Below are 22,603 nucleotides of genomic sequence, written 5' to 3'. Positions count from 1 at the left end.
AGGGTGTGGATCACATGAAACGTATCGTCCTCGGCCTTCTGGCGGCCACCGCCATGTGCCTTCCGGCGCTCGCCGCTGATGTTCAGCCGGCGCTGCTCTACGATCTCGGTGGCAAGTTCGACAAGTCGTTCAACGAAGCGTCCTACAACGGCGCCGAGAAGTTCAAGGCCGAAACCGGCATTCCTTATGTCGAGTTCGAAGTCTCCAACGCCTCGCAGCGCGACCAGGCCCTGCGCCGCTTCGCCGAGGATGGCCGCAACCCGATCGTCATGGCCGGCTTTGCCTGGTCCGAGGCGCTCGCCAAGGTCGCTGCCGACTATCCGGACCTCAAGTTCGCCATCATCGACATGGTCGTCGAGAAGCCCAATGTGAAGTCGATCGTGTTCAAGGAGCATGAAGGCTCCTACCTCGTCGGCGTCATGGCAGCCCTTGCCTCGCAGTCCAAGAAGGTCGGCTTCGTCGGCGGCATGGACGTTCCGCTGATCCGCAAGTTCGGCTGCGGTTATGTCGGCGGCGCCAAGGCTGCCGGTGCGACCGAAGTCATCCAGAACATGACCGGCGACACGCCTGCCGCCTGGAACGACCCGACCAAGGGTGGCGAAATCACCAAGACCCAGATCTCGCAGGGCGCTGACGTGATCTACGCCGCGGCCGGCGGCACCGGCGTCGGCGTGCTCCAGGCTGCTGCTGACGGCGGCAAGCTCGGCATCGGCGTCGATTCCAACCAGAACGGCCTGCAGCCGGGCAAGGTGCTGACCTCGATGCTCAAGCGCGTCGACGTCGCCGTCTACAACGCCTTCATGGATGCCAAGAACGACAAGTTCGAAGGCGGCATCAACAATCTCGGCCTCAAGGAAGGTGGCGTCGACTACGCCATGGACGATAACAACAAGGCGCTCGTCACCGACGAGATGAAGGCAGCCGTCGAAAAGGCCAAGGCCGACATCATCGCCGGCACCATCCAGGTGCATGACTACACCTCGGACGACAAGTGCCCCTATTGATCCCTGCCTGAATGAAACGCGCCGCCGGACCCTGGTCCGGCGGCGTCGATCATTGTGGGCCAGTCCTCGGGACGGCAATCGATGTTCACCGTGACCGGAATTGGCGGCTTCTTCTTTCGCGCCAAGGATCCTCAGGCGCTCGCTGCCTGGTACGAACAGCACCTCGGCATTTCAGACATCTCGCGCGCTGTCTGGAAGCAGCAGGCGGGGCCGACGATCCTTGCGCCGTTCAGTCGCGACACCGAATATTTCGGCCGTCCAGAGCAGCAATGGCTGATCAACCTGCGCGTCGATGACCTCGATGCCGCGATGGCCGAGCTGAAGGCAGCCGGCATCGCGGTGGAAACGCGGGCGGAGTGGGACTCCGAGGTCGGCCGGTTCTGCCGGATTCACGATCCTGAGGGCAATCCGATCGAGCTGTGGCAACCATCCGAAGCGGCGGGTCTGGCCTGACGCTTGGCTCTGGCGCGGCGTCACCAGTGGGGCGGCTTGGTCACCGGCGTGTCGGGTGCCGTCTGCTCCTCGAGCACCAGGAAGCGCTCGGTGAGGGCGTCGAGCTTCTTCTGCATCCGCTCGATGGTCTTCCACTGTTCGGCGATCTGGCCGGAAAGCTCCTCGATCGTATGCTCCTGCTCAGCGGCGCGTATTTCGAGCGTCGTCAGCCGGTCATCTGGCGTGGTCATGGTCGATCCTCATTGGGGCGATCCTCATTGGGCCGTCATATCGGTCGTTGCCTCGAAATCGGCCACAGCGCGGTCAATTCCTTGGGGTCACCAGGCGAGCCGATTGGCAGGGCAGTATCGGCGTGCTAGCTCTTTCGGCAAGCCATAACAAGAACATAAGAACCTGAGGTGGGACGGTCGTATGGCGGAAGCAGCTATCGAACTGATCGGCATCAACAAGAGTTTTGGTGCTGTCCGCGCCAACCGCGACATCGCGCTCGAGATACCGCGCGGGACGATCCACGGCATCATTGGAGAAAACGGCGCCGGCAAGTCGACGCTGATGTCGATCCTCTACGGCTTCTATCAGGCCGACAGCGGCGAAATCCGCGTCAACGGCAAGCCGGCCAGCATCAAGACACCCAACGATGCCATCGCCGCCGGCATCGGCATGGTGCACCAGCACTTCATGCTGGTCGAGAATTTCTCGGTGCTGGAAAACGTCATCCTCGGCGCCGAAGGCGAGGCTCTGCTCAAGAACTCGATTTCCAAGGCGCGTTCGGAGTTGCGCCGGCTGGAACAGGAATATGGCCTCGAGGTCGATCCCGATGCGCTCATCGAAGAGCTGCCGGTCGGCCTGCAGCAGCGTGTCGAAATCCTCAAGGCGCTCTATCGCGGCGCCGAAATCCTCATTCTCGACGAGCCAACCGGCGTCTTGACGCCCGCCGAAGCCGATCACCTGTTCCGCATCCTCCAGCAGCTGAAGGAGCAGGGCAAGACGGTGGTTCTGATCACTCATAAGCTGCGCGAGATCATGGCCATCACCGACAACGTCTCGGTCATGCGCCAGGGAACGATGGTGGCGACCCGCAAGACCAGGGAAACCACCGTCGAGGAGCTGGCCGAGCTGATGGTTGGCCGCCGCGTGCTGCTGCGCGTCGAAAAGGGCGAGGCCAAGCCCGGCGCCGTCAAGCTTTCGGTCACGAACCTGACGGTCAAGGATGCGCGCGGCGTCACCATGGTCGACGACGTTTCCTTCGACATCCGCGCCGGCGAGATCGTCGGCATCGCCGGTGTCGCGGGCAACGGCCAGTCGGAGCTGATGGAAGCCGTTTCGGGCATCCGCAAGGCCGTCTCCGGCACCGTCATGCTCGACGGCAAGCCGATCGACCTGACCGGCCAGGCCGACCCCGGCGAATTGCGCGACCGTGGGCTGGCTCATGTGCCTGAGGACCGCCACCATGTCGGCCTGGTGCTCGCCTTCGACGAAAGCGAGAACTCGATCCTTGGCTATCACGACAAGCCGCAATATCTCAAAGGACCGTTCCTCAATCTCGACGCGATCCAGAAGGACGCCCAGGAAAAGATCGAGAAATACGACATCCGCCCGGCCAATCCTCGGCTCAAGACCGCCAATTTCTCCGGCGGCAACCAGCAGAAGATCGTGCTCGCCCGCGAGATCGAACAGGACCCCGGCGTGCTGATCGTCGGCCAACCGACCCGCGGCGTCGATGTCGGCGCCATCGAGTTCATCCACAAGCGCCTGATCGCCATGCGCGACCAGGGCAAGGCGGTGCTGCTGGTCTCGGTCGAGCTCGACGAGATCCGCTCGCTCTCCGACCGCATCCTGGTGATGTTTGCCGGCCGCGTCGTCGGCGAGCGCGGACCCGAAACCAGCGAAGGCGAGCTTGGGCTTCTGATGGCTGGCGTCGAACACAAGGAGGCCGCCGAATGAGCACGCCTTACGCAAAACTCCCGGCCTGGGCCGACTACGGGCTCATTCCACTGATCAACCTGCTCGTCGCTTTCGTCGTCGCTGGCCTCGTCGTGCTGCTTGTCGGCGAAAACCCGCTGCGCGCCGCCGTCATCCTTGTCGAAGGTGCCTTCGGCAGCGGCCAGGGCCTCGCCTACACGCTGTTCTACGCCACCAACTTCATCTTCACCGGCCTGGCCGTCGCGGTCGCTTTCCATTGCGGCCTGTTCAACATCGGCGGCGAGGGCCAGGCCTATATCGCCGGCCTCGGCATCGCCATCGTCGTCCTTGCCTTCGACAGCACGCTGCCCTGGTGGGTCGTCTTTCCGATGGCGATCATCGCCTCGGCACTGTTCGGCGCGTTGTGGGCGCTGATTCCGGCCTATCTCCAGGCCAAGCGCGGCTCGCACATCGTCATCACCACCATAATGTTCAACTTCATCGCCGCCTCGGTGATGGTCTACATGCTGGTCAACGTGCTGAAGCCGGCCGGCTCGATGGCGCCGCAGACGCGCCAGTTCGTCGAAGGCGGGCAATTGCCCAAGCTCGGCTGGCTGCTCGCCGAATTCGGCCTCACCGTCCGGCCCTCGGCGCCGCTCAACATCTCGTTCCTGTTGGCGCTGGTCATGGCCTTCCTGGTCTGGGTGCTGATCTGGCGCACCAAGCTCGGCTACGAGATCCGCACCTTCGGCTTCAGCTCGAAGGCGGCGCGCTACGCCGGCATCTCGGAAACCCGCATCATCATCGTCACCATGCTGATTTCGGGCGCGCTCGCCGGCATGATGGCGCTCAACCCGATCATGGGCGACCAGCACAACGTGCCGCTCGATTTCGTCTCCGGCGCCGGCTTCGTCGGCATCGCGGTGGCGCTGATGGGCCGCTCGCACCCGGCCGGCATCGTGCCGGCGGCGGTCCTGTTCGGCATGCTCTACCAGGGCGGCGCTGAACTGGCCTTCGAGATGCCGAACATTTCGCGCGACATGATCGTCATCATCCAGGGCCTGGTGATCCTGTTTGCCGGCGCGCTCGAGCACATGTTCCGCCCGGCTATCCAGGGCATCTTCGCGAGCTTCAGCCCGCGATCCGTCGGCATCACGGCGACCAAAGGGGAGCGCGCCTGACATGGAATTCATCGACGCGCTCATCAACATCCTGAACTCGACAATCCGCGTTTCGGTGCCGCTGCTGCTTGCTTGCCTCGCCGGCCTCTATTCCGAACGCGCCGGCGTTTTCGACATCGGCCTCGAAGGCAAGATGCTGGCCGGCGCCTTCGCCGGTGCTGCGGCCGCCGCCGTCTTCGCCTCGGCGTGGATCGGCCTGCTCATCGCCGTCCTGGTTTCGGTCGGCATGGCGCTCGTCCACGGCTTCGCTTCGATCACCCATCGCGGCAACCAGATCGTCTCTGGCGTCGCGATCAACTTCATCGCCGCCGGCTCGACGATCATCCTCGGCCAGGCCTGGTTCCAGCAGGGCGGGCGCACGCCGTCGCTGCCGCCGGAAGGCCGGTTCGGCGCAATCAACCTGCCCTTCGCCGATACACTGCGCGACGTGCCTGTTATCGGGCAGCTCTATTCCGGCCTGCTGTCGGGCCACTCGCTGTTGACCTATGTCGCCTTCCTCGCCGTGCCCTTCACCTGGTGGGTTCTGTTCCGTACCCGCTTCGGCCTGCGCCTGCGCGCCGTCGGCGAGAACCCGGCTGCCGTCGACACCGCCGGCATCTCGGTTGCCTGGCTGCGTTACCGCGCCGTCATCTGCACCGGCATCCTCACTGGTCTTGCCGGCTCCTACATGGCGCTCGCCCAGAACGCCGGCTTCGTCAAGGACATGACCGCCGGTCGGGGCTACATCGCGCTCGCTGCTTTGATTTTCGCCAAATGGAAGCCGGTGCCGGCGATGTTTGCCTGCCTGTTGTTCGGCTTCCTCGATGCGCTGTCGATCCGCCTGCAGGGCTCGCCCCTGCCGATCATCGGCAAGGTGCCGGTGCAACTGATGCAGGCGCTGCCCTACATCCTCACCGTCATCCTGCTCGCCGGCTTCATCGGCAAGGCCATCCCGCCACGCGCCGGCGGCGTGCCTTATGTGAAGGAGCGCTGAAGCCTGTGTCTGACTTGACCGCCTATTTTCATTATGGGCTGGTTGGACTTTGCGTTTTGGCCCTAATCATGGCCACCCGACAAAACCGGTTGGCATTCCATGCTTCGCAGGATTGGCCGCTTGTTCCAGCCACGATAGTGGATAGGGCATATATTGGGGGTGGAGACACGGTGAGCTATTGGCTCACTGTCGAGTACAATCTTCAGGGGACTCGACATACAGGCCAAGTCACCAGCAATCTTCTTTCCACGCCGAAGGTGGGAGGCACAGTCCTTCTTCGGATAGACCCGGCAAGTCCCCGGAAAATCCACCTCTGGAGCACAGACAATGCATGATCTCTTCCAGGCGGCGACCGCCGCCATGGCCAAGGCCTACGCGCCCTATTCGAAGTTCCCTGTCGGTGCGGCACTGCGCACCGAGGATGGCCGCATCTTCGCCGGCGCCAACATCGAGGTTGCCTCCTACCCCGAGGGCTGGTGCGCCGAGACCACCGCACTTGGCCATTACATCATGGGCGGCGGCGGCAAGATCACCGAGATCGCCGTCGTTGCCGAGCGCATGGCCCGCATCACACCCTGCGGCGGCTGCCGCCAGCGCCTGGCCGAATTCACCAGTCCGGACACCAAACTCTATCTCTGCGACGATGCCGGCATCGTCGAAACTGTCACCATGGGCCAGATGCTGCCCTACGGGTTCCAGGGGGAGATCCTGAAATGAAGGAAGCCGTCGATCGTCTCGTCGAGCAGCTCGACGGTCTTGCGCCGGCGACCGCCATGGTGCTGGGTTCCGGCCTTGGCGGCCTCGTCGACGAGGTCGAAGACGCCGTCCGCATCCCTTACGCCGCCTTGCCCGGTTTCCCCCGAAGCGGCGTGACCGGCCATGCCGGAGAGCTCGTTGCCGGCCTGTTCGGTGGCCAGCCGGTCATCATGATGGCCGGCCGCGCGCATTATTACGAGCATGGCGATGCCTCGGTCATGCGTCCGGCGCTCGAGACGCTCGCCGGCATCGGTGTCACCCAGCTCGTGCTGACCAATGCCGCCGGCTCCGTCGACCCCGGCATGCTGCCCGGCTCGATCATGCTGATCGAGGACCACATCAATTTCGCCGGCGCCAATCCGCTGTTCGGCGAGCCGACCGACCGCCGCTTCGTCGGCATGACCGAGGCCTATGATGCCGGTCTGCGCAAGGCGTTCGAGACCGCCGCCGCGGCAGCAAGCATCGACCTGCACAAGGGCGTCTACATGTGGTTCTCCGGCCCGTCCTTCGAGACGCCGGCCGAGATCCGCATGGCCCGCATGTTCGGCGCCAATGCGGTCGGCATGTCAACGGTGCCGGAAGCGATCATCGCCCGCTTCCTCGGCCTCAAGGTGCTCGCCTGCTCGGTCATCACCAACCTCGCCGCCGGCATGACCGGGGCCGAGCTGTCGCATCGCGAAACCAAGGACATGGCCCCCATCGGCGGCGGCCGCCTCGCCACCGTCCTGCGCAAGATGTTCGAGAAGGGCCCGATCGATGGCTGAGGGCAGGGCGGCGACCGCGGAGAACGCTGAGCGCCAAGCTTCGCCGGCCGCGAGCGCCATCTGATGCTCCCGCAGGAAATCATCCGCCACAAGCGCGACGGCAAGGCTCTCGCCCCGGCCGAAATCGCCGCCTTCGTTGGCGGCATCACCTCTGGCGCCGTCTCGGAAGGCCAGATCGCGGCTTTCGGCATGGCCGTCTTCTTCAACGGCATGAGTCGCGACGAGGCGGTGGCGCTGACCACGGCCATGCGTGATTCCGGCGATGTGCTCGACTGGTCCGACCTGCCGGGTCCCGCCACCGACAAGCACTCCACCGGCGGTGTCGGCGACAATGTCTCGCTCATGCTGGCGCCCATCGTTGCCGCCTGCGGCGCCTATGTGCCGATGATTTCGGGCCGCGGCCTCGGCCACACCGGCGGCACGCTCGACAAGATGGATTCGATCCCGGGCTACGCCAGCCAGCCCGACCTTGCGCTGTTCCGGCGCACGGTGCGCGAAGCCGGCTGCGCCATCATCGGCCAGACATCAGACCTCGCGCCTGCCGACAAGCGTTTCTACAGCATTCGCGACGTCACCGCGACGGTCGAATCGGTGCCGCTCATCACCGCTTCGATCCTGTCCAAGAAGCTTGCTGCCGGCCTCGGCTCGCTGGTGCTCGACGTCAAGATCGGTAACGGCGCCTTCATGGAAAGCGCGCGCGACGCCTCGGCACTGGCCACCAGCCTCGTCGAGGTCGCCAATGGCGCGGGCCTCAGGACCACAGCCCTAATCACCGGCATGAACGAGCCGCTGGCCTCCGCCGCCGGCAACGCGGTCGAGGTCCGGAACGCCGTCGATTTCCTCACCGGCCGCTTCCGCGACCCGCGCCTCGAAGAGGTTACGCTGGCGCTCGCCGCCGACATGCTGCTGTCCGCCGGCCGGGCGAGCGCGCAGCGCGAGGGGCTTCAGCGGGCACGCACGGCGCTCGAAGATGGCACCGCCGCCGACATCTTCGGCCGCATGGTTTTTGTGCTCGGCGGCCCCGTGGATTTCGTGAAGAACGCGGCCAAATATCTGCCCAAGGCAGATGTGGAACTGGTGGTGAAAGCCCCGCGCGGCGGCTTCGTCTCGGCAATCGCAACCCGTGACATCGGCCTTGCGGTCGTCGCCCTGGGCGGCGGCCGCACCCGGCCCGAGGACAAGGTCGACCATGCCGTCGGCATTACCGGGCTGCTTCCTGTCGGTGCCGAAGTGAGGGCCGGTGAGGCGCTCGCCCGCATCCATGCCCGCAGCCCGCTTGCAGCGGAGACGGCTGCCGCATCGGTGCTTGCCTGCTACACGCTGGATGAAGCCAGGCCAGTGGCGGCGAAGGTGGTCGCCAGACGCATTGCGCCGCGCAGCTAGGAAGCCACGCGGCGCAAGTCACCTCCCTTGAGGTCAGCTTGCGTGCTTCCTGCCGAAGCAGGCAACGGCGATTGCGGCCAGCAGGGTCGCGGCACCGCTGTAGATGAAGGCACTGTTGACGCCTGCAGTATCGACCAGCACGCCGCCGAACACCGCACCCAGCGCGATCGCCACCTGGAAGGTCGCGACCATCAGGCCGCCGGCACTTTCAGCCTGGTCGGGCGCTGCGCGTACCATCCAGGTCTGCACGCCCACCGGCACCGCGCCGAAGGCAAAGCCCCACACGGCGATGGCGACGCCCGCGATCCCGGCCGACGAACCCGCCAACAGCAGCGCCAGCGCCGAGATGGCGATGAGCAACGGCGCCAGCGTCACCGCCGACCGCAGGCTGCGCTCGGCCATGAAGCCGCCGGCGAGGTTGCCGAAGAAGCCGCCAATGCCGAAGGCCAGCAGCATCAGCGATATGGTCTCGATGCCGAGTGCCGGCACCTGCTCGAGAAAGGCTCGGAAATAGGTGAAGCCGGCGAAATGGCCGGACGCGGTCAGGATGACCAGCAGCAGCCCGACGCGGATCATCGGGTTGCGGGAGACGTCACGCAGGGCACCGAAGCTGGCGATGCTGATGGGCGGAAGCTTGGGCAGCGTGGCGAACTGCACGATCAGCGTGACCAGACCGACGCCGGCAGCGATGATGAAGGCGCTGCGCCAACCCCAGACGTCGCCGACATAGGCGCCCACGGGGGCGGCGCAGACGGTCGCCACCGAAACGCCGGTCAGGATGATCGACATGGCGCGCGGCAGCACCTCGCTGGGCACCAGCCGCATCGCGATGGCCGCCGACATCGACCAGAAGCCGCCGAGTGCCACGCCCAGGAGCACACGCGCGAACAAAAGCGACCGCAGTGACCAGGCGGTTGCCGCGAGCAGGCTCGACACGACCAGCAACAGCGACAATCCGATCATCACATGCCGTCGGTCGATCTTCCTTGTCGCGATCGCCATTGTCGGCGCGGCGATCGCGGCGACGACGGCAGTCGCCGTCACCGCTTGTCCGGCGGTGCCTTCGGTGATGCCGAGATCCTGCGCCAGCGGCGTCAGCAGGCTGGCCGGCAGGAATTCCGCCGTCACAAGGCCGAACACGCCGAGCGACAACGACAGAACGGCGCCCCACAGGGGTTCCGCGCGCTCCTCGGCCTTCGCTTTCTGGATCGGAATGCCGTCCAGCGTTGCGGTTGCGATATCGTTCATTTGGGAGGCTCTCCGATTGCAGTGCGGTGCAACATGGGGGTGACGATTTGGCGTTTCCATGCTAGAAACGCCAGTATGAATGATCGTTCGTCCAAACTTGCCGCCGACCCGCTGACCGATATCCTCAGGGGTTTGCGCCTCGAAGGCGTCGAGTATGGCCGCTGGGAGCTGAAGGAGCCGTGGAACATCGAATTCCCGGCCCAGGCAACGGCACGCTTCTACTTCGTCGGACAGAAGGCGTGCTGGCTGCGCCAGCCCTCGGGCGAATGGGTCGAGCTTCGCTGCGGCGACGCCGTGCTCCTGCCGCGCGGCGTGGCCCATGTGATCGCCAGCGAGCCAGGCGCAAAATCGTCGCCGATCAATGGCTACGAGATCAAGCAGATCTGCGAGAAGGTCTTCTGTCTTTCGACCGAGGGCTGCCGGCCGGGCACGCTGCTGTTCTGCGGCAGCATGTATTTCAACCTCGACGGCCTGCACCCGCTGCTCGGCATGATGCCTGACGTCATGCGCACGACCGAACTCGAGGCGCATGACCCCGGTATCACTCACATGCTCGAAACCATGGCCCGCGAGGTCAAGCTCGAGCGCGTCGGTTCCGCCGGCATCGTCGCCCGGCTCGCCGACGTGCTCGCCGCCATCATCATTCGTTCATGGGTCGAGCGCGGCTGCGGCGATTCCAGCGGCTGGATCGCCGCGGTCAGGGATCCCAAGATCGGCAAAGTGCTGGCCGCGATCCATCTCGAACCGAGCCACAACTGGACGGTCGAGGCGCTGGCTCGGATGATGGGCGCATCGCGCTCCGGCTTCGCCGACCGCTTCGCGGCGATCGTCGGCGAAACGCCGGCGCGCTACGTCACTCAGGTCAGGATGCACCAGGCGCGGCAGTGGCTGGTCCGCGACCGCCTGCGCATCTCGGTCGTGGCGTCACGGCTGGGCTACGATTCGGAAGCTGCCTTCAGCCGCGCCTTCAAGCGCGTTATCGGCCATCCGCCCGGCCACTTCAGGACTGCGGATCAGCAAACCGCGGCCTGAGGCTCACTGCACCAGAAGCAGCGCGCCATTTTCGACCTGGTACTTCTTGAGTCGCGACAGGAAGCTCATTCCGATCAGCGTGCCGTCGAGGGCCTTGTCCTCGAGCACCACCACCGGCACGTCGTCGACGCTGATCCGGCCGATCTGCAGCCTGTCGATGCGCGAAAGCGCTGCGCGCGCAGCACCATTTGCCGTGTTGACCTGCTGGGTGAAATCCCCCGGCGCGACTTTCACCCCGGCCTTGCGCGCGGTCGAAACGTTGATCGCCACCAGCGTCGCCCCGGTGTCGACCATTGCGTCGACCGAGCGACCGTTGATCTTGAAGCTTGCCGTGAAATGGCCGCGCATGTCGGCGTCGATCTTGACGCTGCGTCCGGCGGTGGAGGCAGTCGCAGCACTGACTTCGACGGGCTTGGGCGCCGGCGTAATGGTGCCCGTCGCCATCTCGGTCAAAGCCTTGAACTTCTCACCGTCCTTGTCCCACAGCATGGGCACCGACGCGGATGCGCCGGCACAGACACCGAATATGATGAGCTTGCGCAGCATGTGACGCCCTGATTTGAGGCGTCACGATAGTCCCGACAAGGTGATCGTGGCTTTAACGCAGCCATCCCGATGTCAAAGGCGGTAAACCGTGGGTTAAGGCCTATTTGGTGCCGTACATACGGTCGCCGGCGTCGCCGAGGCCGGGGATGATGTAGCCCCGCTCGTTGAGCTCGCGGTCGATCGAGGCGGTGAACACCGGAACATCCGGGTGCGCCTTGGTGAAGCGCTCGATGCCTTCGGGCGAGGCCAGCAGGCACAGGAAGCGCAGGTTGGTGGCGCCGCGGCCCTTCAGCTTGTCGATCGCCGCGATCGCTGAATTGGCGGTGGCCAGCATCGGGTCGACGACGATCACCAGGCGGTCGCCGAGGTCGCTTGGCGCCTTGAAGAAATACTCCACCGCCTCCAGCGTCTCGTGGTCGCGATAAAGCCCGACATGGGCGACGCGGGCTGCCGGCACCAGGTCGAGCAGGCCTTCGAGCAGGCCATTGCCGGCGCGCAGCACCGAGGCGAACACCAGCTTCTTGCCTTCGAGCGTCGGCGCCTCCATCGTCTCGATCGGCGTTTCGATCATCTTGGTGGTCAGTTCGAGGTCGCGCGTCACCTCGTAGCCGAGCAGCAGGGAGATCTCGCGCAGCAGCCGCCGGAAGCCGGCCGTCGAGGTTTCCTTGTCGCGCATGATGGTCAGCTTGTGCTGCACAAGCGGATGGTCGACGACGGTCACGGTCATGGCTTACGCTCCTGAAACTCGGGTAATTCAGGCCATTCTATCGGCTGGCGCGCCGCCGACCAATGTCGCGCCAGCCTTGAACCACAGTTTTGTCGGCCAAATTCAGCGTTTATGGCCGTCGAGACGGGCAAGAAGTGCTGCTTTGGTCTTCCTGTCGACGAAAGCGGCCTCGATCGCCGTGCGGGTCGTCGCCATCAGCGCCTTGTCGTTCATGCCGAAATGCTCAGTGGCAATGTCATATTCGCGCTTCAGGCTGGTCCAGAAATAGGGCGGATCGTCGGAGCTCAACGTCACCTTGCAACCAGCCGCCCGGAACTTGGGGAAGGGGTGGTCGGCAAAGCTGTCGAACACCTTGAGCGCGATGTTCGACCCCGGGCAGACTTCCAGCACGATGCCTTCGTCGGCGATGCGTTTGACCAGATCGGGGTTTTCGATGGCGCGTACGCCATGGCCGATGCGCGATGGCTTGATGTGGTCGAGCGCCTGCGCCACGCTCTCCCAGCCCAGCAGTTCGCCGGCATGGATGGTGATGCCGAGGCCGGCCTCGCGGGCGATCTCGAAGGCGCGCACATAATCCTCGAACTCGCCCATACGCTCGTCGCCGGCGACGCCGAAGCCGGTCACCAGTGGATGGTTGCACCTGGCGGCAAAGCGTGCCGCCGCCTCGATCGATTCGACACCGACATGGCGCACGCCGGTGACGATCATCCGGCCCTCGATGCCGGTCTTGGCCTTGGCCCGCAGCATGCCTTCGCCGAGCGCGTCGGTATAGGCCTTGGGCGACAGCCCGGCTTTGATGGCATGGTCGGGCGAAGTGAATACTTCCGAATAGATCGCGCCGTCACGGGCGAGGCTGGTCAGGTAGTGTTCTGAAAGCCGGGCGTAGTCCTCTTCGGTGCGGAAAAGGTCGGCGGCGAAGTCGTAGGCCGCAAGGAACGAGGTGAAGTCGTTCCAGACGAAGGAGCCGTTCTGGATGAAGGGTGAGACGTCCTTGCCGTATTTCTGCGCCTGGCGGACGACGAGTTCGGGTGCCGCCGCACCTTCTATGTGGCAGTGCAGCTCGGCTTTCAAAGGCATTCCTTGTTCCTTGTGTTGTCGGCGCGGGCGCGGCCTAAAACCGCGCCTCAAACAATAGCGCCCGCTGGTGTGATCGGCTATGGTCCCGCCGGATTTGATTGGACAACAAAATGTCAGAACAACGGACGACGGCTGTCGGCGGCATGGAAACCTCCTACGGTTTCCGCAATGTCGGAGCTGGCGACAAGCAGGGCCTGGTCAACGAGGTCTTCCACAAGGTCGCCGACCGCTATGACGTGATGAACGACCTGATGTCGGGCGGCCTGCACCGTATCTGGAAAGACGCAATGGTTGCCTGGCTCAACCCGCCCAGGCGTCCGGGTTGGAAGGTGCTCGACGTTGCCGGCGGCACCGGTGACATCGCCTTCCGCATCGTCGACGCCTCGCATGGCAACGCGCATGCCACCGTGCTCGACATCAACGGCTCGATGCTTGGCGTCGGCCGCGAGCGCGCCGAAAAGCGCGGCCTTGCCGACAAGACGGATTTCGTCGAGGCAAACGCCGAGGAACTGCCCTTCGCCGACGAGACCTTCGACGCCTACACCATCGCTTTCGGCATCCGCAACGTGCCGCGCATCGATGTGGCGCTGTCGGAAGCCTGGCGCGTGCTGAAGCCGGGCGGGCGCCTTTTGGTCCTCGAATTCTCCGAGGTCGAGATGCCCTTGCTCGACAAGATCTACGAAGCCTGGTCGTTCAATGCCATTCCGCGCATCGGCCAGGCCGTGACAGGCGACGGCGAGCCCTACGCCTATCTCGTCGAATCGATCCGCAAGTTCCCCAACCAGCAGAACTTTGCCGCAATGATCACCCGCGCCGGCTTCGACCGCGTCACCTTCCGCAACTACACCGGCGGCATCGCAGCACTGCACTCGGGCTGGAAGCTTTGACGGACGGCGCGCGATGAGCAGTCTCGGAGCGTCGTTCCGGCTCGCGCGTGCGGGCTGGGTGCTTGTGCGTGAAGGCGTGGTCGCGGCGTTGCCCGGCGACCAGCTCGAGGGCCTGCCGAAGATCGGCTGGCAGGTGGCGCGCCTGCTGACCCGGCGCCGCGCCCGCAAGAGCGTGCGCAGCGATCGCCTTGCCAAGGCGGTCGCCCGCCTTGGTCCGTCCTACGTCAAGCTCGGCCAGTTCCTGGCGACCCGCCCTGACGTCGTCGGCGACGACATCGCGCTCGACCTGGCGTTGCTCCAGGACAGCATGGCGACCTTCCCGATGTCGGAAGCCGTCGAGGCGATCGAAGGTTCTCTCGGCCGCAAGGTCTCCGATCTCTATCTCAGCATCGGCGCGCCGATTGCCGCCGCGTCCATCGCCCAGGTCCACCCGGCCGAAGTTGCGACGCCGGAAGGCCCGCGCAAGGTCGCCGTCAAGGTCATCCGCCCCGGCGTGCGCCGCCGCTTCTTCCAGGATCTCGAAAGCTACTTCCTGGCAGCCCGGCTGCAGGAGCGTTTCGTTCCGTCGAGCCGCCGCCTGCGTCCGGTCGAGATCACCGAGACGATGGCCCAGACAACCAAGATCGAGATGGACTTCCGCCTTGAGGCGGCGGCCTATTCCGAACTTGGCGAAAACACCAGGGATGATCCCGGCTTCCGCGTGCCGTCTGTCGACTGGGAGCGCACCGGCCGCGACGTGCTCACCATGGAGTGGATCGACGGCGTCAAGCTCAACGACATCGAAGGGCTGCGCGCCGCAGGCTTCGATCTCAAGGCGATCGCCGCGACGCTCGTACAGTCGTTCCTGCGGCATACGCTGCGCGACGGCTTCTTCCATGCCGACATGCACCCCGGCAACATGTTCGTCGACGCCAATGGCGACATCGTTGCCGTCGATCTCGGCATCTCCGGCCGTCTCGGCAAGAAGGAGCAGCGCTTCCTTGCCGAGATCCTCTACGGCTTCATCACCCGCAACTACATGCGTGTCGCCGAAGTGCATTTCGAGGCCGGCTATGTGCCGCGCCACCACAATGTCGCGGCCTTCGCCCAGGCGATCCGCGCCATCGGCGAGCCGATCCACGGCCAGCCGGCCGAAACCATCTCGATGGCCAAGCTCTTGACCCTTTTGTTCGAGGTCACCGAGCTGTTCGATATGGAGACGCGGCCCGAACTGGTGCTGCTGCAGAAGACCATGGTCGTCGTCGAGGGTGTTGCCCGCACGCTGGACCCGGCCTTCAACATGTGGAAGACGGCCGAACCCGTGGTCGGCAACTGGATCGCTGGAAATCTCGGCCCGCGCGGCCTGATGATCGATGCCCGTGACGGTCTTGGCGCGCTTCTGTCGCTGGCCCGCCAAGCCCCCGACCTCTCCGCCCGCGCCGAAAGGCTGTCGCGCGAGATCGACGCCATGGCCGAAAACGGCCTGCGCTTCGACGAGGCGACGGCGCGCGCCATCGGCAAGGCCGAAGCGCGCCACACCCGCTCCGGTCGCATTGCGCTGTGGGTCATTGCGCTGACGCTGGTCTACATCGCCTGGCAACTGCTCTGATCGGACAATGCCGGCATTGCTGGCAGTGCCGGCATTGAATGCGCCCCCCGTCGGCGCTACTTTTGCGTCAGACGCGCATCGCCGCTTCGGGAAGGGTTCGAGCCATGCGGTCAATCTCAACTTCGGCGACTGCTGTACTCGGCTGCTCGCCAAAACCCGGAACGTGCCAACGCTTTTCAAGGGCGATGATTTCATCCATACCGACATCGTGCCGGCGCTGAAGCCGGCTTGAGGGCCAAGCATGTTCCTTTCCGGCAAGCGCATCCTGCTTATCATCGGCGGCGGCATCGCGGCCTACAAGTCGCTCGACCTGATCCGTCGGTTGCGCGAGCGCGGCGCATCCGTCCGGGCGGTCATGACCTCTGCCGCCCAGGAGTTCATCACGCCTCTGTCGGTTGGCGCACTCACCGCCGACCACGTCTTCACCGATCTCTTCGACCGCCAGGACGAGCAGGATGTCGGCCACATCAGGCTGGCGCGCGAGGCCGACCTGATCGTCGTTGCCCCGGCCACCGCCGACCTGATGGCCAAGCTCGCCAACGGCCATGCCTCCGACCTCGCCTCTGCCGTGCTGCTTGCCGCCGACAAGAAGGTGCTGTTTGCGCCGGCCATGAACCCGCGCATGTGGTCGAATCCGGCGACGCGCCGCAACCGCGCCACGCTGGAAAAGGACGGCATCCATTTCATCGGCCCGATGAAAGGCGAGATGGCCGAAAGCAACGAGGCAGGCGAGGGCCGCATGGCCGAGCCTTTGCAGATCGTCGGAGCGGTCGAGGAACTGCTCGACATCAGGCCGAAGCCGCTGTCGGGCCGCAAGATCATCATCACCTCAGGCCCGACGCACGAGCCCATCGATCCCGTGCGCTACATCGCCAACCGCTCGTCGGGCAAGCAGGGTCATGCGCTCGCCGCCTCGCTCGCCCGGCTCGGCGCCGATGTGCGCCTCGTCTCCGGCCCGGTGACCATTCCAGATCCTGCCGGTGTGAAGACGGTGCATGTCGAAAGCGCGCGCGAGATGCGCGATGCGGTCGAACAACTGCTACCGGCCGATGCCGCCATCTTTGTCGCCGCCGTCGCCGACTGGCGCACAGCCGCCTCTGCCGATGAGAAGATCAAGAAGGTGGTGGGCGAGGGGCCGCCGGCGCTGCAGATGGTCGAGAACCCCGACATTCTCGCCGGCGTCGGCCACCACGCCAAGCGTCCCTATCTGGTCATAGGTTTCGCTGCCGAGACCCAGGACGTTCTCAAAAATGCCCAGGCCAAGCTGGCCAGGAAGGGCGCCGACTTCATCGTCGCCAACGATGTCAGCCACGAAGGCGGCGTCATGGGTGGCGACCGCAACCGGGTTAAGATCGTGAGCAAGGCGGGCGTCGACGAATGGCCTGATTTGCCCAAGGAAGAGGTCGCCGAGCGGCTCGCCCAACTGATCGCCGAAAGGCTCAGGACAGTCACGGTCTGAGCCCCGGCGATCTTTTCGCTGACGGGTCTGCGCCGGCTGCAACAGAGTGTTCACCGGATGGATGCTTGGCCACCCCGCACGCGCATGCGAGGTGAGGGTCGACCACCATCCGGAGTTCTCCAAGACATGAAGCTTTTCTACATGCCCGGCGCCTGTTCGCTGGCCCCGCACATCGTCGCCAACGAAGTCGGCATCGACCTCGAACTCGTCAAGGTCGACGGCAAGACCAAGACCACTGAAACCCAGCAGGACTTCCTTGCCACCAATCCCAACGGCTATGTGCCGGCGCTGGTGCTCGGCGATGGCGAGCTGATGACCGAATCCTCCGTCCTGGTGCAGTACCTCGCTGACCAGAAGCCCGAGAGCGGCCTGATGCCCAAGGCCGGCGACATGGCGCGCTACCGTGTTCAGCAGTGGCTGGCCTTCGTCGCCACCGAACTGCACAAGGTCTTCGGCGCCTTCTTCAAGCCCAACACGCCCGAGGCCACCAAGGAGATCAACCGCGAGCTGCTCGCCAGGCGCCTGGCCTATGTCGACGGCAAGCTCGACGGCCGCGCCTATCTGATGGGCGATGCCTTCACTGCGGCTGACGCCTATCTCTGGACGATCCTCGGCTGGGCCAAGCATGTCGGCATCGATCTGTCTTCCTTTGCCAACATCCAGCGCTATCTCGGCACCGTGGCTGCCCGCCCGGCCGTGCAGAAGGCCCTGCGCGCTGAAGGCCTGGCCTGATCTCCGGCTCCAGCAACTGCCGCCGCTGTTGAACCGGCAATTGCAGACTTGATTATTGACGGCCTCGAGGCTCACGCCTTGGGGTCGTTTTCTTTATGGCATTCCTATTTCTTTGTCCGCCCCGCTCTCTCGAACCTTAATGTGGTTCGGAGCCATATTCCTTTGCGAAATCCAGACCCGGCCAACGTCGTCAGCATGCCTGACGCCGTCGTTTGGCGCGTGGGGATGGTCCTTACGCCCTCGGCTTAAGGTTTCAACGGAACAGGAGTTTTCGAAGATGGACATCTTCGTTCTCGCCATAGGCGTGGTCTTCTTCGCCTTGTGCTTCGCCTACGTCAAAGCCTGCGACATCCTCTGAAGGAACGCCAAATGTTGCTCGAATACATCCTCGGCGGCGCAGTGACCGTGTTCCTGCTTGCCTATCTGACCTACGCGCTCATCCGCCCCGAACGGTTCTGACCGCTCAGCGCTCGCACGGAAAGCTTCTCAAATGACCATCAATGGCTGGATACAGATCGCCGCATTCTGCGCGGTCATCATTCTGCTCGTGAAGCCGCTCGGCGGCTACATGACCCGCGTCTTTACTGGCGAGCGCACGTTCTTGTCGCCGCTGCTCGGCCCGGTTGAGCGCGTGCTCTACCGGCTTGCCGGCACCAGCGAGCGCGAGGACCAGCACTGGACTGGCTATGCCGCCGCCATGCTGTCTTTCAACATCGCCGGCTTCCTGCTGCTTTATGCGATGCAGAGGTTCCAGGGCGCGCTGCCCTTCAACCCGGCAGCCATGGGTGCTGTGCCGCCCGAGCTCGCCTTCAACACTGCCGTCAGCTTCATGACCAACACCAACTGGCAGAACTACGGCGGCGAAAGCACGATGTCCTATCTCGTGCAAATGGCCGGCCTGACGGTGCAGAACTTCGTCTCGGCCGCCACCGGCATCGCCATCGGTATGGCGCTGATCCGCGGTTTCGCCCGCGCCTCGGGCAAGTCGATCGGCAACTTCTGGGTCGATCTGACGCGCACCACGCTCTACGTGCTTTTGCCGCTCTGCATGGTGCTCACGCTCGCTTATGTCTGGCTCGGCGTGCCGCAGACGGTCGGTTCCTACATCGCTGCCACCACCGTCGAGGGAGCTCAGCAGACCATCGCTGTGGGACCAGTCGCCTCGCAGCTCGCCATCAAGATGCTCGGCACCAATGGCGGCGGCTTCTTCAACGCCAACTCCGCACATCCGTTCGAAAACCCTAACGCCATCTCCAACTTTATCCAGATGGTCTCGATCTTCGCGCTGGGTGCTGCACTCACCAACGTTTTCGGACGCATGGTCGGCAACCAGCGCCAGGGCTGGGCGATCTTCGCCACCATGGGCATCCTGTTTGTCGCCGGCGTCGCCATCACCTACTGGGCCGAGGCTGCCGGCAACCCGCTGGTGCACGCGCTGGGCATCGACGGCGGCAACATGGAAGGCAAGGAAGCCCGCTTCGGCATCGTCCTGTCGTCGCTCTTCGCCGTCATCACTACGGCTGCCTCCTGCGGTGCGGTCAACGCCATGCACGGCTCGTTCACAGCCCTCGGCGGCATGATCCCGCTGATCAACATGGAACTCGGCGAGGTCATCGTCGGCGGCGTCGGCGCCGGCTTCTACGGTATCCTGATGTTCGTCGTCATTGCCATCTTCGTCGCCGGCCTGATGGTCGGCCGCACGCCGGAATATCTCGGCAAGAAGATCGAGGCCAAGGAAATCAAGATGGCCGTGCTTGCCATCCTGTGCCTGCCGCTCGCCATGCTCGGCTTCACGGCCATCGCCGTGCTGTTGCCGAGTGCCGTGGCTTCAGTCGGCACGCCGGGTCCGCACGGCTTCTCCGAGATCCTCTACGCCTACACCTCGGGCGCGGCCAACAACGGCTCGGCCTTCGGCGGTCTCACCGGCAACACGCCCTGGTACAACATAACAATTGGTCTCGCCATGCTGATGGGCCGCTTCCTGGTCATCATACCGGCACTCGCCATCGCCGGTTCGCTGGTCACCAAGAAGACGGTTTCCGCTTCCGTTGGCACCTTCCCCACCGACAGCCCGCTGTTCGTCGGCCTGCTTGTCGGCGTCATTCTGATTGTCGGCGGCCTGACCTTCTTCCCGGCGCTCGCCGTCGGCCCGATCGTCGAGCACCTCGCCATGATCGTCGGCCAGACGTTCTGATGCAGCGCCGCAAAACCAAACGACTGGAGTCTCTCACATGAGTGCCCACAAATCTGCGAGCCTGCTCGACGCTCGCATCATCCTTCCCGCCATAGGCGACGCGTTCAGGAAGCTCGACCCACGCAGCCTGGCCAAGAACCCTGTCATGTTCGTCGTCGCCGTCGTCACGGCGCTGACATCAGTGCTGTTCATCAAGGACCTGGTCACGGGTGCGGGCGGGCTCGGCTTCTCGTTCCAGATCATCCTGTGGCTCTGGTTCACCGTGCTGTTCGCCAACTTCGCCGAGGCTGTCGCCGAAGGCCGCGGCAAGGCCCAGGCAGACTCGCTGCGCAAGGCGCGCACCGAAACCCAGGCCAAGCTGCTCGAGGGCCAAAGCCGCACCGCCTACAAGATGGTGCCGGGCACCAGCTTGAAGGTCGGCCAGGTCGTCCTGGTCGAGGCCGGCGACATCATCCCCTCCGATGGCGAAATCATCGAAGGTGTCGCTTCGGTCAACGAAGCCGCGATAACAGGCGAGTCCGCGCCCGTCATTCGTGAATCCGGTGGCGACCGTTCGGCCGTGACAGGCGGCACCCAGGTGCTGTCGGACTGGATCCGCGTGCGTATCACGGCGGCCGCCGGCTCGACCTTCCTCGACCGCATGATCTCGCTGGTCGAGGGCGCCGAGCGCCAGAAGACGCCGAACGAAATTGCGCTCAACATCCTGCTTGCCGGCATGACGCTGATCTTCGTGCTCGCCGTCGCCACCATCCCGAGCTTCGCTACCTATGCCGGCGGCTACATTCCGGTCATCGTGCTTGTCGCGCTGTTCGTGACGCTGATCCCGACCACCATCGGCGCGTTGCTGTCGGCCATCGGCATTGCCGGCATGGACCGTCTAGTGCGCTTCAACGTGCTCGCCATGTCGGGCCGCGCCGTCGAGGCCGCCGGCGACGTCGACACGCTTTTGCTCGACAAGACCGGCACCATCACCCTCGGCAACCGCCAGGCCACGGAGTTCCGTCCGGTCAAGGGTGTAACCGAGCAGGAGCTCGCCGACGCGGCCCAGCTTGCCTCGCTCGCCGACGAAACGCCGGAAGGCCGCTCGATCGTCGTGCTCGCCAAGGAACGCTATGGCATCCGCGCCCGCGACATGGGCTCGCTGCATGCCCATTTCGTGCCCTTCACTGCTCAGAGCCGGATGAGCGGCGTCGATTTCGACGGCTCTTCCATCCGCAAAGGCGCCGTCGACTCGGTGCTCAACCATGTCAAGTCGGGCGCCGCCTCGGCCTCGGGCGCACGGGTCGATGCCGAAGCGGTGCGTGGCATCCAGGCCATCTCCGACGAAATCGGCAAGCTCGGTGGCACCCCGCTCGCGGTTGTCCGCGATGCCCGCCTGCTCGGCGTCATCTACCTCAAGGATATCGTCAAGGGCGGCATCAAGGAACGCTTCACCGAGCTGCGCCGGATGGGCATCCGCACCGTCATGATAACAGGCGACAACCCGATGACGGCCGCCGCCATCGCTGCCGAAGCCGGCGTCGACGACTTCCTCGCCCAGGCGACACCTGAGAACAAGCTCAGCCTGATCCGCGAGGAACAGGCCAAGGGCAAGCTGGTGGCCATGTGCGGCGACGGCACCAACGACGCCCCGGCCCTCGCCCAGGCCGACGTCGGCGTGGCGATGAACACCGGCACGGTCGCCGCCCGCGAGGCCGGCAACATGGTCGACCTCGACAGCGATCCGACCAAACTCATCGAGATCGTCGAGATCGGCAAGCAACTGCTGATGACCCGCGGCGCGCTGACGACCTTTTCCATCGCCAACGACATCGCCAAATACTTCGCCATCATCCCGGCGATGTTCCTGGCCTTCTATCCCCAACTCGGCGCGCTCAACATCATGGGCTTGTCGACACCGCAGAGCGCCATCCTGTCGGCGATCATCTTCAACGCACTGATCATCGTCGCGCTGATTCCGCTGTCGCTGAAGGGCGTCAAATACCGGCCGATCGGCGCCGGCGCACTGCTCCGCCGCAACCTGCTCGTCTACGGCCTCGGCGGCATCATCGTGCCCTTCATCGGCATCAAGGCCATCGACATGGCAATCAACGCCATCGGCCTCGTGTAAAGGACGTCCATCATGTTGAAGCAACTCAGACCTGCGCTCGTCATGATCGTCGCGCTCACCGTCATCACCGGCCTTGCCTATCCGCTTGGCATGACCGGCATCGCCCAGGTGCTGTTCCCCAGACAGGCCAATGGCAGCCTGATCGAGAAGGACGGCAAGATCATCGGCTCCGAGCTGATCGGCCAGGCTTTCGCCGGCGAGCAGTACTTCCATGGTCGCCCCTCTGCCGCTGGCGACGGCTACAATGCCACCGCTTCCTCGGGCTCCAACCTCGGCCCGACAAGCGCCAAGCTCATCGACCGCATCAAGGCCGAGGCGGAGGCGCTGAAGCAGAGCGATCCTGGCGCACCAGTGCCGGTGGAACTGGTCACCGCCTCTGGCAGCGGTCTTGATCCGCACCTGTCGCTTGAAGCCGCCTATTTCCAGGTGGCACGTGTGGCCAAGGCCCGAGGTGCCGATGAGGCGGTCATCCGCAAGCTCGTCGACGGCCATGTCGAAGCCCGAGCGCTCGGCTTCATGGGCGAACCGGTTGTGAACGTCCTCAAGCTCAATTTGGCGCTCGACGCAGCGGTTGCGCCCTGACAAGG

Annotated in this window: 23 protein-coding genes; 17 read left to right on the top strand and 6 right to left on the bottom strand. The window is 64.7% G+C overall.

Annotated elements, in window-relative coordinates:
* Positions 1-14 precede the first annotated feature (14 nt).
* Positions 15-1,004 carry a BMP family lipoprotein gene (locus tag N7E70_RS00675; RefSeq protein ID WP_067954662.1) on the top strand — a complete coding sequence of 330 codons (990 nt, stop codon included), beginning with the start codon at positions 15-17 and terminating at the stop codon, positions 1,002-1,004.
* Positions 1,005-1,085: 81 nt separating this feature from the next.
* Entirely contained in the window at positions 1,086-1,457 is a 372-nt protein-coding gene (locus tag N7E70_RS00670; protein WP_263005188.1) for a VOC family protein, read from the top strand.
* A gap of 20 nt (positions 1,458-1,477) precedes the next feature.
* On the opposite strand, the gene N7E70_RS00665 is transcribed toward N7E70_RS00670, so the two are convergent.
* A complete protein-coding gene (locus tag N7E70_RS00665) occupies positions 1,478-1,687 on the bottom strand; it encodes a SlyX family protein (protein ID WP_067954658.1) in 210 nt (69 codons plus the stop codon).
* A gap of 181 nt (positions 1,688-1,868) precedes the next feature.
* Here N7E70_RS00665 and N7E70_RS00660 point away from each other — a divergent pair, with 181 nt between their 5' ends.
* From N7E70_RS00660 to deoA, 6 genes are all read left to right on the top strand, one after another.
* Positions 1,869-3,401 carry an ABC transporter ATP-binding protein gene (locus tag N7E70_RS00660; protein WP_263005187.1) on the top strand — a complete coding sequence of 511 codons (1,533 nt, stop codon included), beginning with the start codon at positions 1,869-1,871 and terminating at the stop codon, positions 3,399-3,401.
* A complete protein-coding gene (locus N7E70_RS00655) occupies positions 3,398-4,540 on the top strand; it encodes an ABC transporter permease (RefSeq protein ID WP_263005186.1) in 1,143 nt (380 codons plus the stop codon). The genes N7E70_RS00660 and N7E70_RS00655 overlap by 4 nt, the downstream gene beginning before the upstream one ends.
* A 1-nt stretch (position 4,541) precedes the next feature.
* The gene (locus N7E70_RS00650; RefSeq protein ID WP_263005185.1) at positions 4,542-5,513 is read left to right on the top strand and encodes an ABC transporter permease; all 972 of its coding nucleotides are present in this window, start codon (positions 4,542-4,544) and stop codon (positions 5,511-5,513) included.
* A gap of 327 nt (positions 5,514-5,840) precedes the next feature.
* On the top strand, positions 5,841-6,230 hold the full coding sequence (gene cdd / locus N7E70_RS00645) for a cytidine deaminase (protein ID WP_263005184.1): 390 nt from the start codon (positions 5,841-5,843) through the stop codon (positions 6,228-6,230).
* A complete protein-coding gene (locus tag N7E70_RS00640; RefSeq protein WP_154384679.1) occupies positions 6,227-7,033 on the top strand; it encodes a purine-nucleoside phosphorylase in 807 nt (268 codons plus the stop codon). Before cdd ends, N7E70_RS00640 begins: the two co-directional genes overlap by 4 nt.
* Positions 7,034-7,096: 63 nt before the next feature.
* Positions 7,097-8,416 (top strand): thymidine phosphorylase, encoded by a 1,320-nt coding sequence (deoA, locus tag N7E70_RS00635; protein WP_263005183.1) that lies wholly within the window; start codon positions 7,097-7,099, stop codon positions 8,414-8,416.
* A 33-nt stretch (positions 8,417-8,449) separates the two neighbouring features.
* Here deoA and N7E70_RS00630 read toward each other — a convergent pair whose 3' ends face one another.
* On the bottom strand, positions 8,450-9,664 hold the full coding sequence (locus N7E70_RS00630) for an MFS transporter (protein WP_263005181.1): 1,215 nt from the start codon (positions 9,662-9,664) through the stop codon (positions 8,450-8,452).
* A gap of 75 nt (positions 9,665-9,739) precedes the next feature.
* Here N7E70_RS00630 and N7E70_RS00625 point away from each other — a divergent pair, with 75 nt between their 5' ends.
* Positions 9,740-10,696: an AraC family transcriptional regulator gene (locus N7E70_RS00625; protein ID WP_067954635.1), complete on the top strand. Its 957-nt coding sequence runs from the start codon at positions 9,740-9,742 to the stop codon at positions 10,694-10,696.
* Between the two features lie 3 nt (positions 10,697-10,699).
* Here the strand turns inward: N7E70_RS00625 and N7E70_RS00620 are convergent, their stop codons facing one another.
* The 3 genes from N7E70_RS00620 to N7E70_RS00610 form a co-directional block, all read right to left on the bottom strand.
* Entirely contained in the window at positions 10,700-11,242 is a 543-nt protein-coding gene (locus tag N7E70_RS00620; RefSeq protein WP_263005178.1) for a retropepsin-like aspartic protease family protein, read from the bottom strand.
* A gap of 100 nt (positions 11,243-11,342) precedes the next feature.
* A complete protein-coding gene (upp, locus tag N7E70_RS00615; protein WP_067954623.1) occupies positions 11,343-11,969 on the bottom strand; it encodes a uracil phosphoribosyltransferase in 627 nt (208 codons plus the stop codon).
* Positions 11,970-12,071: 102 nt separating this feature from the next.
* Positions 12,072-13,046, bottom strand: a complete 975-nt coding sequence (locus tag N7E70_RS00610) for an adenosine deaminase (protein WP_263005173.1) — start codon at positions 13,044-13,046, stop codon at positions 12,072-12,074.
* A gap of 110 nt (positions 13,047-13,156) precedes the next feature.
* Here N7E70_RS00610 and ubiE point away from each other — a divergent pair, with 110 nt between their 5' ends.
* Both ubiE and ubiB read left to right on the top strand, forming a co-directional pair.
* A complete protein-coding gene (ubiE, locus tag N7E70_RS00605; protein ID WP_067965765.1) occupies positions 13,157-13,933 on the top strand; it encodes a bifunctional demethylmenaquinone methyltransferase/2-methoxy-6-polyprenyl-1,4-benzoquinol methylase UbiE in 777 nt (258 codons plus the stop codon).
* Between the two features lie 13 nt (positions 13,934-13,946).
* Positions 13,947-15,521 (top strand): 2-polyprenylphenol 6-hydroxylase, encoded by a 1,575-nt coding sequence (gene ubiB, locus N7E70_RS00600; protein ID WP_067954614.1) that lies wholly within the window; start codon positions 13,947-13,949, stop codon positions 15,519-15,521.
* A 67-nt stretch (positions 15,522-15,588) separates the two neighbouring features.
* On the opposite strand, the gene N7E70_RS00595 is transcribed toward ubiB, so the two are convergent.
* Positions 15,589-15,720 (bottom strand): hypothetical protein, encoded by a 132-nt coding sequence (locus N7E70_RS00595; protein WP_269441434.1) that lies wholly within the window; start codon positions 15,718-15,720, stop codon positions 15,589-15,591.
* Positions 15,721-15,762: 42 nt separating this feature from the next.
* On the opposite strand from N7E70_RS00595, the gene coaBC reads away from it, so the two are divergent.
* From coaBC to kdpC, 6 genes are all read left to right on the top strand, one after another.
* Entirely contained in the window at positions 15,763-16,980 is a 1,218-nt protein-coding gene (gene coaBC / locus N7E70_RS00590; protein WP_263005164.1) for a bifunctional phosphopantothenoylcysteine decarboxylase/phosphopantothenate--cysteine ligase CoaBC, read from the top strand.
* Between the two features lie 126 nt (positions 16,981-17,106).
* Complete coding sequence (gstA, locus tag N7E70_RS00585; protein WP_182573551.1) at positions 17,107-17,712, top strand: glutathione transferase GstA; 606 nt, start codon at positions 17,107-17,109, stop codon at positions 17,710-17,712.
* 369 nt (positions 17,713-18,081) lie between these two features.
* The gene (gene kdpF, locus N7E70_RS00580) at positions 18,082-18,171 is read left to right on the top strand and encodes a K(+)-transporting ATPase subunit F (protein ID WP_067954606.1); all 90 of its coding nucleotides are present in this window, start codon (positions 18,082-18,084) and stop codon (positions 18,169-18,171) included.
* Between the two features lie 31 nt (positions 18,172-18,202).
* Positions 18,203-19,906: a potassium-transporting ATPase subunit KdpA gene (gene kdpA / locus N7E70_RS00575; RefSeq protein ID WP_263005158.1), complete on the top strand. Its 1,704-nt coding sequence runs from the start codon at positions 18,203-18,205 to the stop codon at positions 19,904-19,906.
* 37 nt (positions 19,907-19,943) lie between these two features.
* On the top strand, positions 19,944-22,016 hold the full coding sequence (gene kdpB, locus N7E70_RS00570; RefSeq protein WP_269441433.1) for a potassium-transporting ATPase subunit KdpB: 2,073 nt from the start codon (positions 19,944-19,946) through the stop codon (positions 22,014-22,016).
* A 12-nt stretch (positions 22,017-22,028) separates the two neighbouring features.
* Positions 22,029-22,598 (top strand): potassium-transporting ATPase subunit KdpC, encoded by a 570-nt coding sequence (kdpC, locus tag N7E70_RS00565; RefSeq protein WP_269441432.1) that lies wholly within the window; start codon positions 22,029-22,031, stop codon positions 22,596-22,598.
* Positions 22,599-22,603 lie beyond the last annotated feature (5 nt).

Source organism: Aminobacter sp. NyZ550, from assembly GCF_025628925.2.
GTDB classification, from domain to species: Bacteria; Pseudomonadota; Alphaproteobacteria; order Rhizobiales; family Rhizobiaceae; genus Aminobacter; species Aminobacter ciceronei.
This window is presented reverse-complemented; position numbering and strand designations above follow the sequence as displayed.

What these genes read in the sequence shown, in the direction of transcription:
- kdpB (WP_269441433.1), top strand. Translation starts at nt 19,944, where the DNA reads ATGAGTGCCCACAAATCTGCGAGCCTGCTCGACGCTCGCATCATCCTT.
- kdpC (WP_269441432.1), top strand. Translation starts at nt 22,029, where the DNA reads ATGTTGAAGCAACTCAGACCTGCGCTCGTCATGATCGTCGCGCTCACC.
- ubiB (WP_067954614.1), top strand. Translation starts at nt 13,947, where the DNA reads ATGAGCAGTCTCGGAGCGTCGTTCCGGCTCGCGCGTGCGGGCTGGGTG.
- coaBC (WP_263005164.1), top strand. Translation starts at nt 15,763, where the DNA reads ATGTTCCTTTCCGGCAAGCGCATCCTGCTTATCATCGGCGGCGGCATC.
- upp (WP_067954623.1), bottom strand. Translation starts at nt 11,969, where the DNA reads ATGACCGTGACCGTCGTCGACCATCCGCTTGTGCAGCACAAGCTGACC.
- N7E70_RS00660 (WP_263005187.1), top strand. Translation starts at nt 1,869, where the DNA reads ATGGCGGAAGCAGCTATCGAACTGATCGGCATCAACAAGAGTTTTGGT.
- N7E70_RS00630 (WP_263005181.1), bottom strand. Translation starts at nt 9,664, where the DNA reads ATGAACGATATCGCAACCGCAACGCTGGACGGCATTCCGATCCAGAAA.
- cdd (WP_263005184.1), top strand. Translation starts at nt 5,841, where the DNA reads ATGCATGATCTCTTCCAGGCGGCGACCGCCGCCATGGCCAAGGCCTAC.
- N7E70_RS00640 (WP_154384679.1), top strand. Translation starts at nt 6,227, where the DNA reads ATGAAGGAAGCCGTCGATCGTCTCGTCGAGCAGCTCGACGGTCTTGCG.
- kdpF (WP_067954606.1), top strand. Translation starts at nt 18,082, where the DNA reads ATGTTGCTCGAATACATCCTCGGCGGCGCAGTGACCGTGTTCCTGCTT.
- N7E70_RS00670 (WP_263005188.1), top strand. Translation starts at nt 1,086, where the DNA reads ATGTTCACCGTGACCGGAATTGGCGGCTTCTTCTTTCGCGCCAAGGAT.
- ubiE (WP_067965765.1), top strand. Translation starts at nt 13,157, where the DNA reads ATGTCAGAACAACGGACGACGGCTGTCGGCGGCATGGAAACCTCCTAC.
- N7E70_RS00625 (WP_067954635.1), top strand. Translation starts at nt 9,740, where the DNA reads ATGAATGATCGTTCGTCCAAACTTGCCGCCGACCCGCTGACCGATATC.
- N7E70_RS00665 (WP_067954658.1), bottom strand. Translation starts at nt 1,687, where the DNA reads ATGACCACGCCAGATGACCGGCTGACGACGCTCGAAATACGCGCCGCT.
- N7E70_RS00675 (WP_067954662.1), top strand. Translation starts at nt 15, where the DNA reads ATGAAACGTATCGTCCTCGGCCTTCTGGCGGCCACCGCCATGTGCCTT.
- N7E70_RS00650 (WP_263005185.1), top strand. Translation starts at nt 4,542, where the DNA reads ATGGAATTCATCGACGCGCTCATCAACATCCTGAACTCGACAATCCGC.
- N7E70_RS00610 (WP_263005173.1), bottom strand. Translation starts at nt 13,046, where the DNA reads ATGCCTTTGAAAGCCGAGCTGCACTGCCACATAGAAGGTGCGGCGGCA.
- gstA (WP_182573551.1), top strand. Translation starts at nt 17,107, where the DNA reads ATGAAGCTTTTCTACATGCCCGGCGCCTGTTCGCTGGCCCCGCACATC.
- N7E70_RS00595 (WP_269441434.1), bottom strand. Translation starts at nt 15,720, where the DNA reads ATGGATGAAATCATCGCCCTTGAAAAGCGTTGGCACGTTCCGGGTTTT.
- N7E70_RS00655 (WP_263005186.1), top strand. Translation starts at nt 3,398, where the DNA reads ATGAGCACGCCTTACGCAAAACTCCCGGCCTGGGCCGACTACGGGCTC.
- N7E70_RS00620 (WP_263005178.1), bottom strand. Translation starts at nt 11,242, where the DNA reads ATGCTGCGCAAGCTCATCATATTCGGTGTCTGTGCCGGCGCATCCGCG.
- deoA (WP_263005183.1), top strand. Translation starts at nt 7,097, where the DNA reads ATGCTCCCGCAGGAAATCATCCGCCACAAGCGCGACGGCAAGGCTCTC.
- kdpA (WP_263005158.1), top strand. Translation starts at nt 18,203, where the DNA reads ATGACCATCAATGGCTGGATACAGATCGCCGCATTCTGCGCGGTCATC.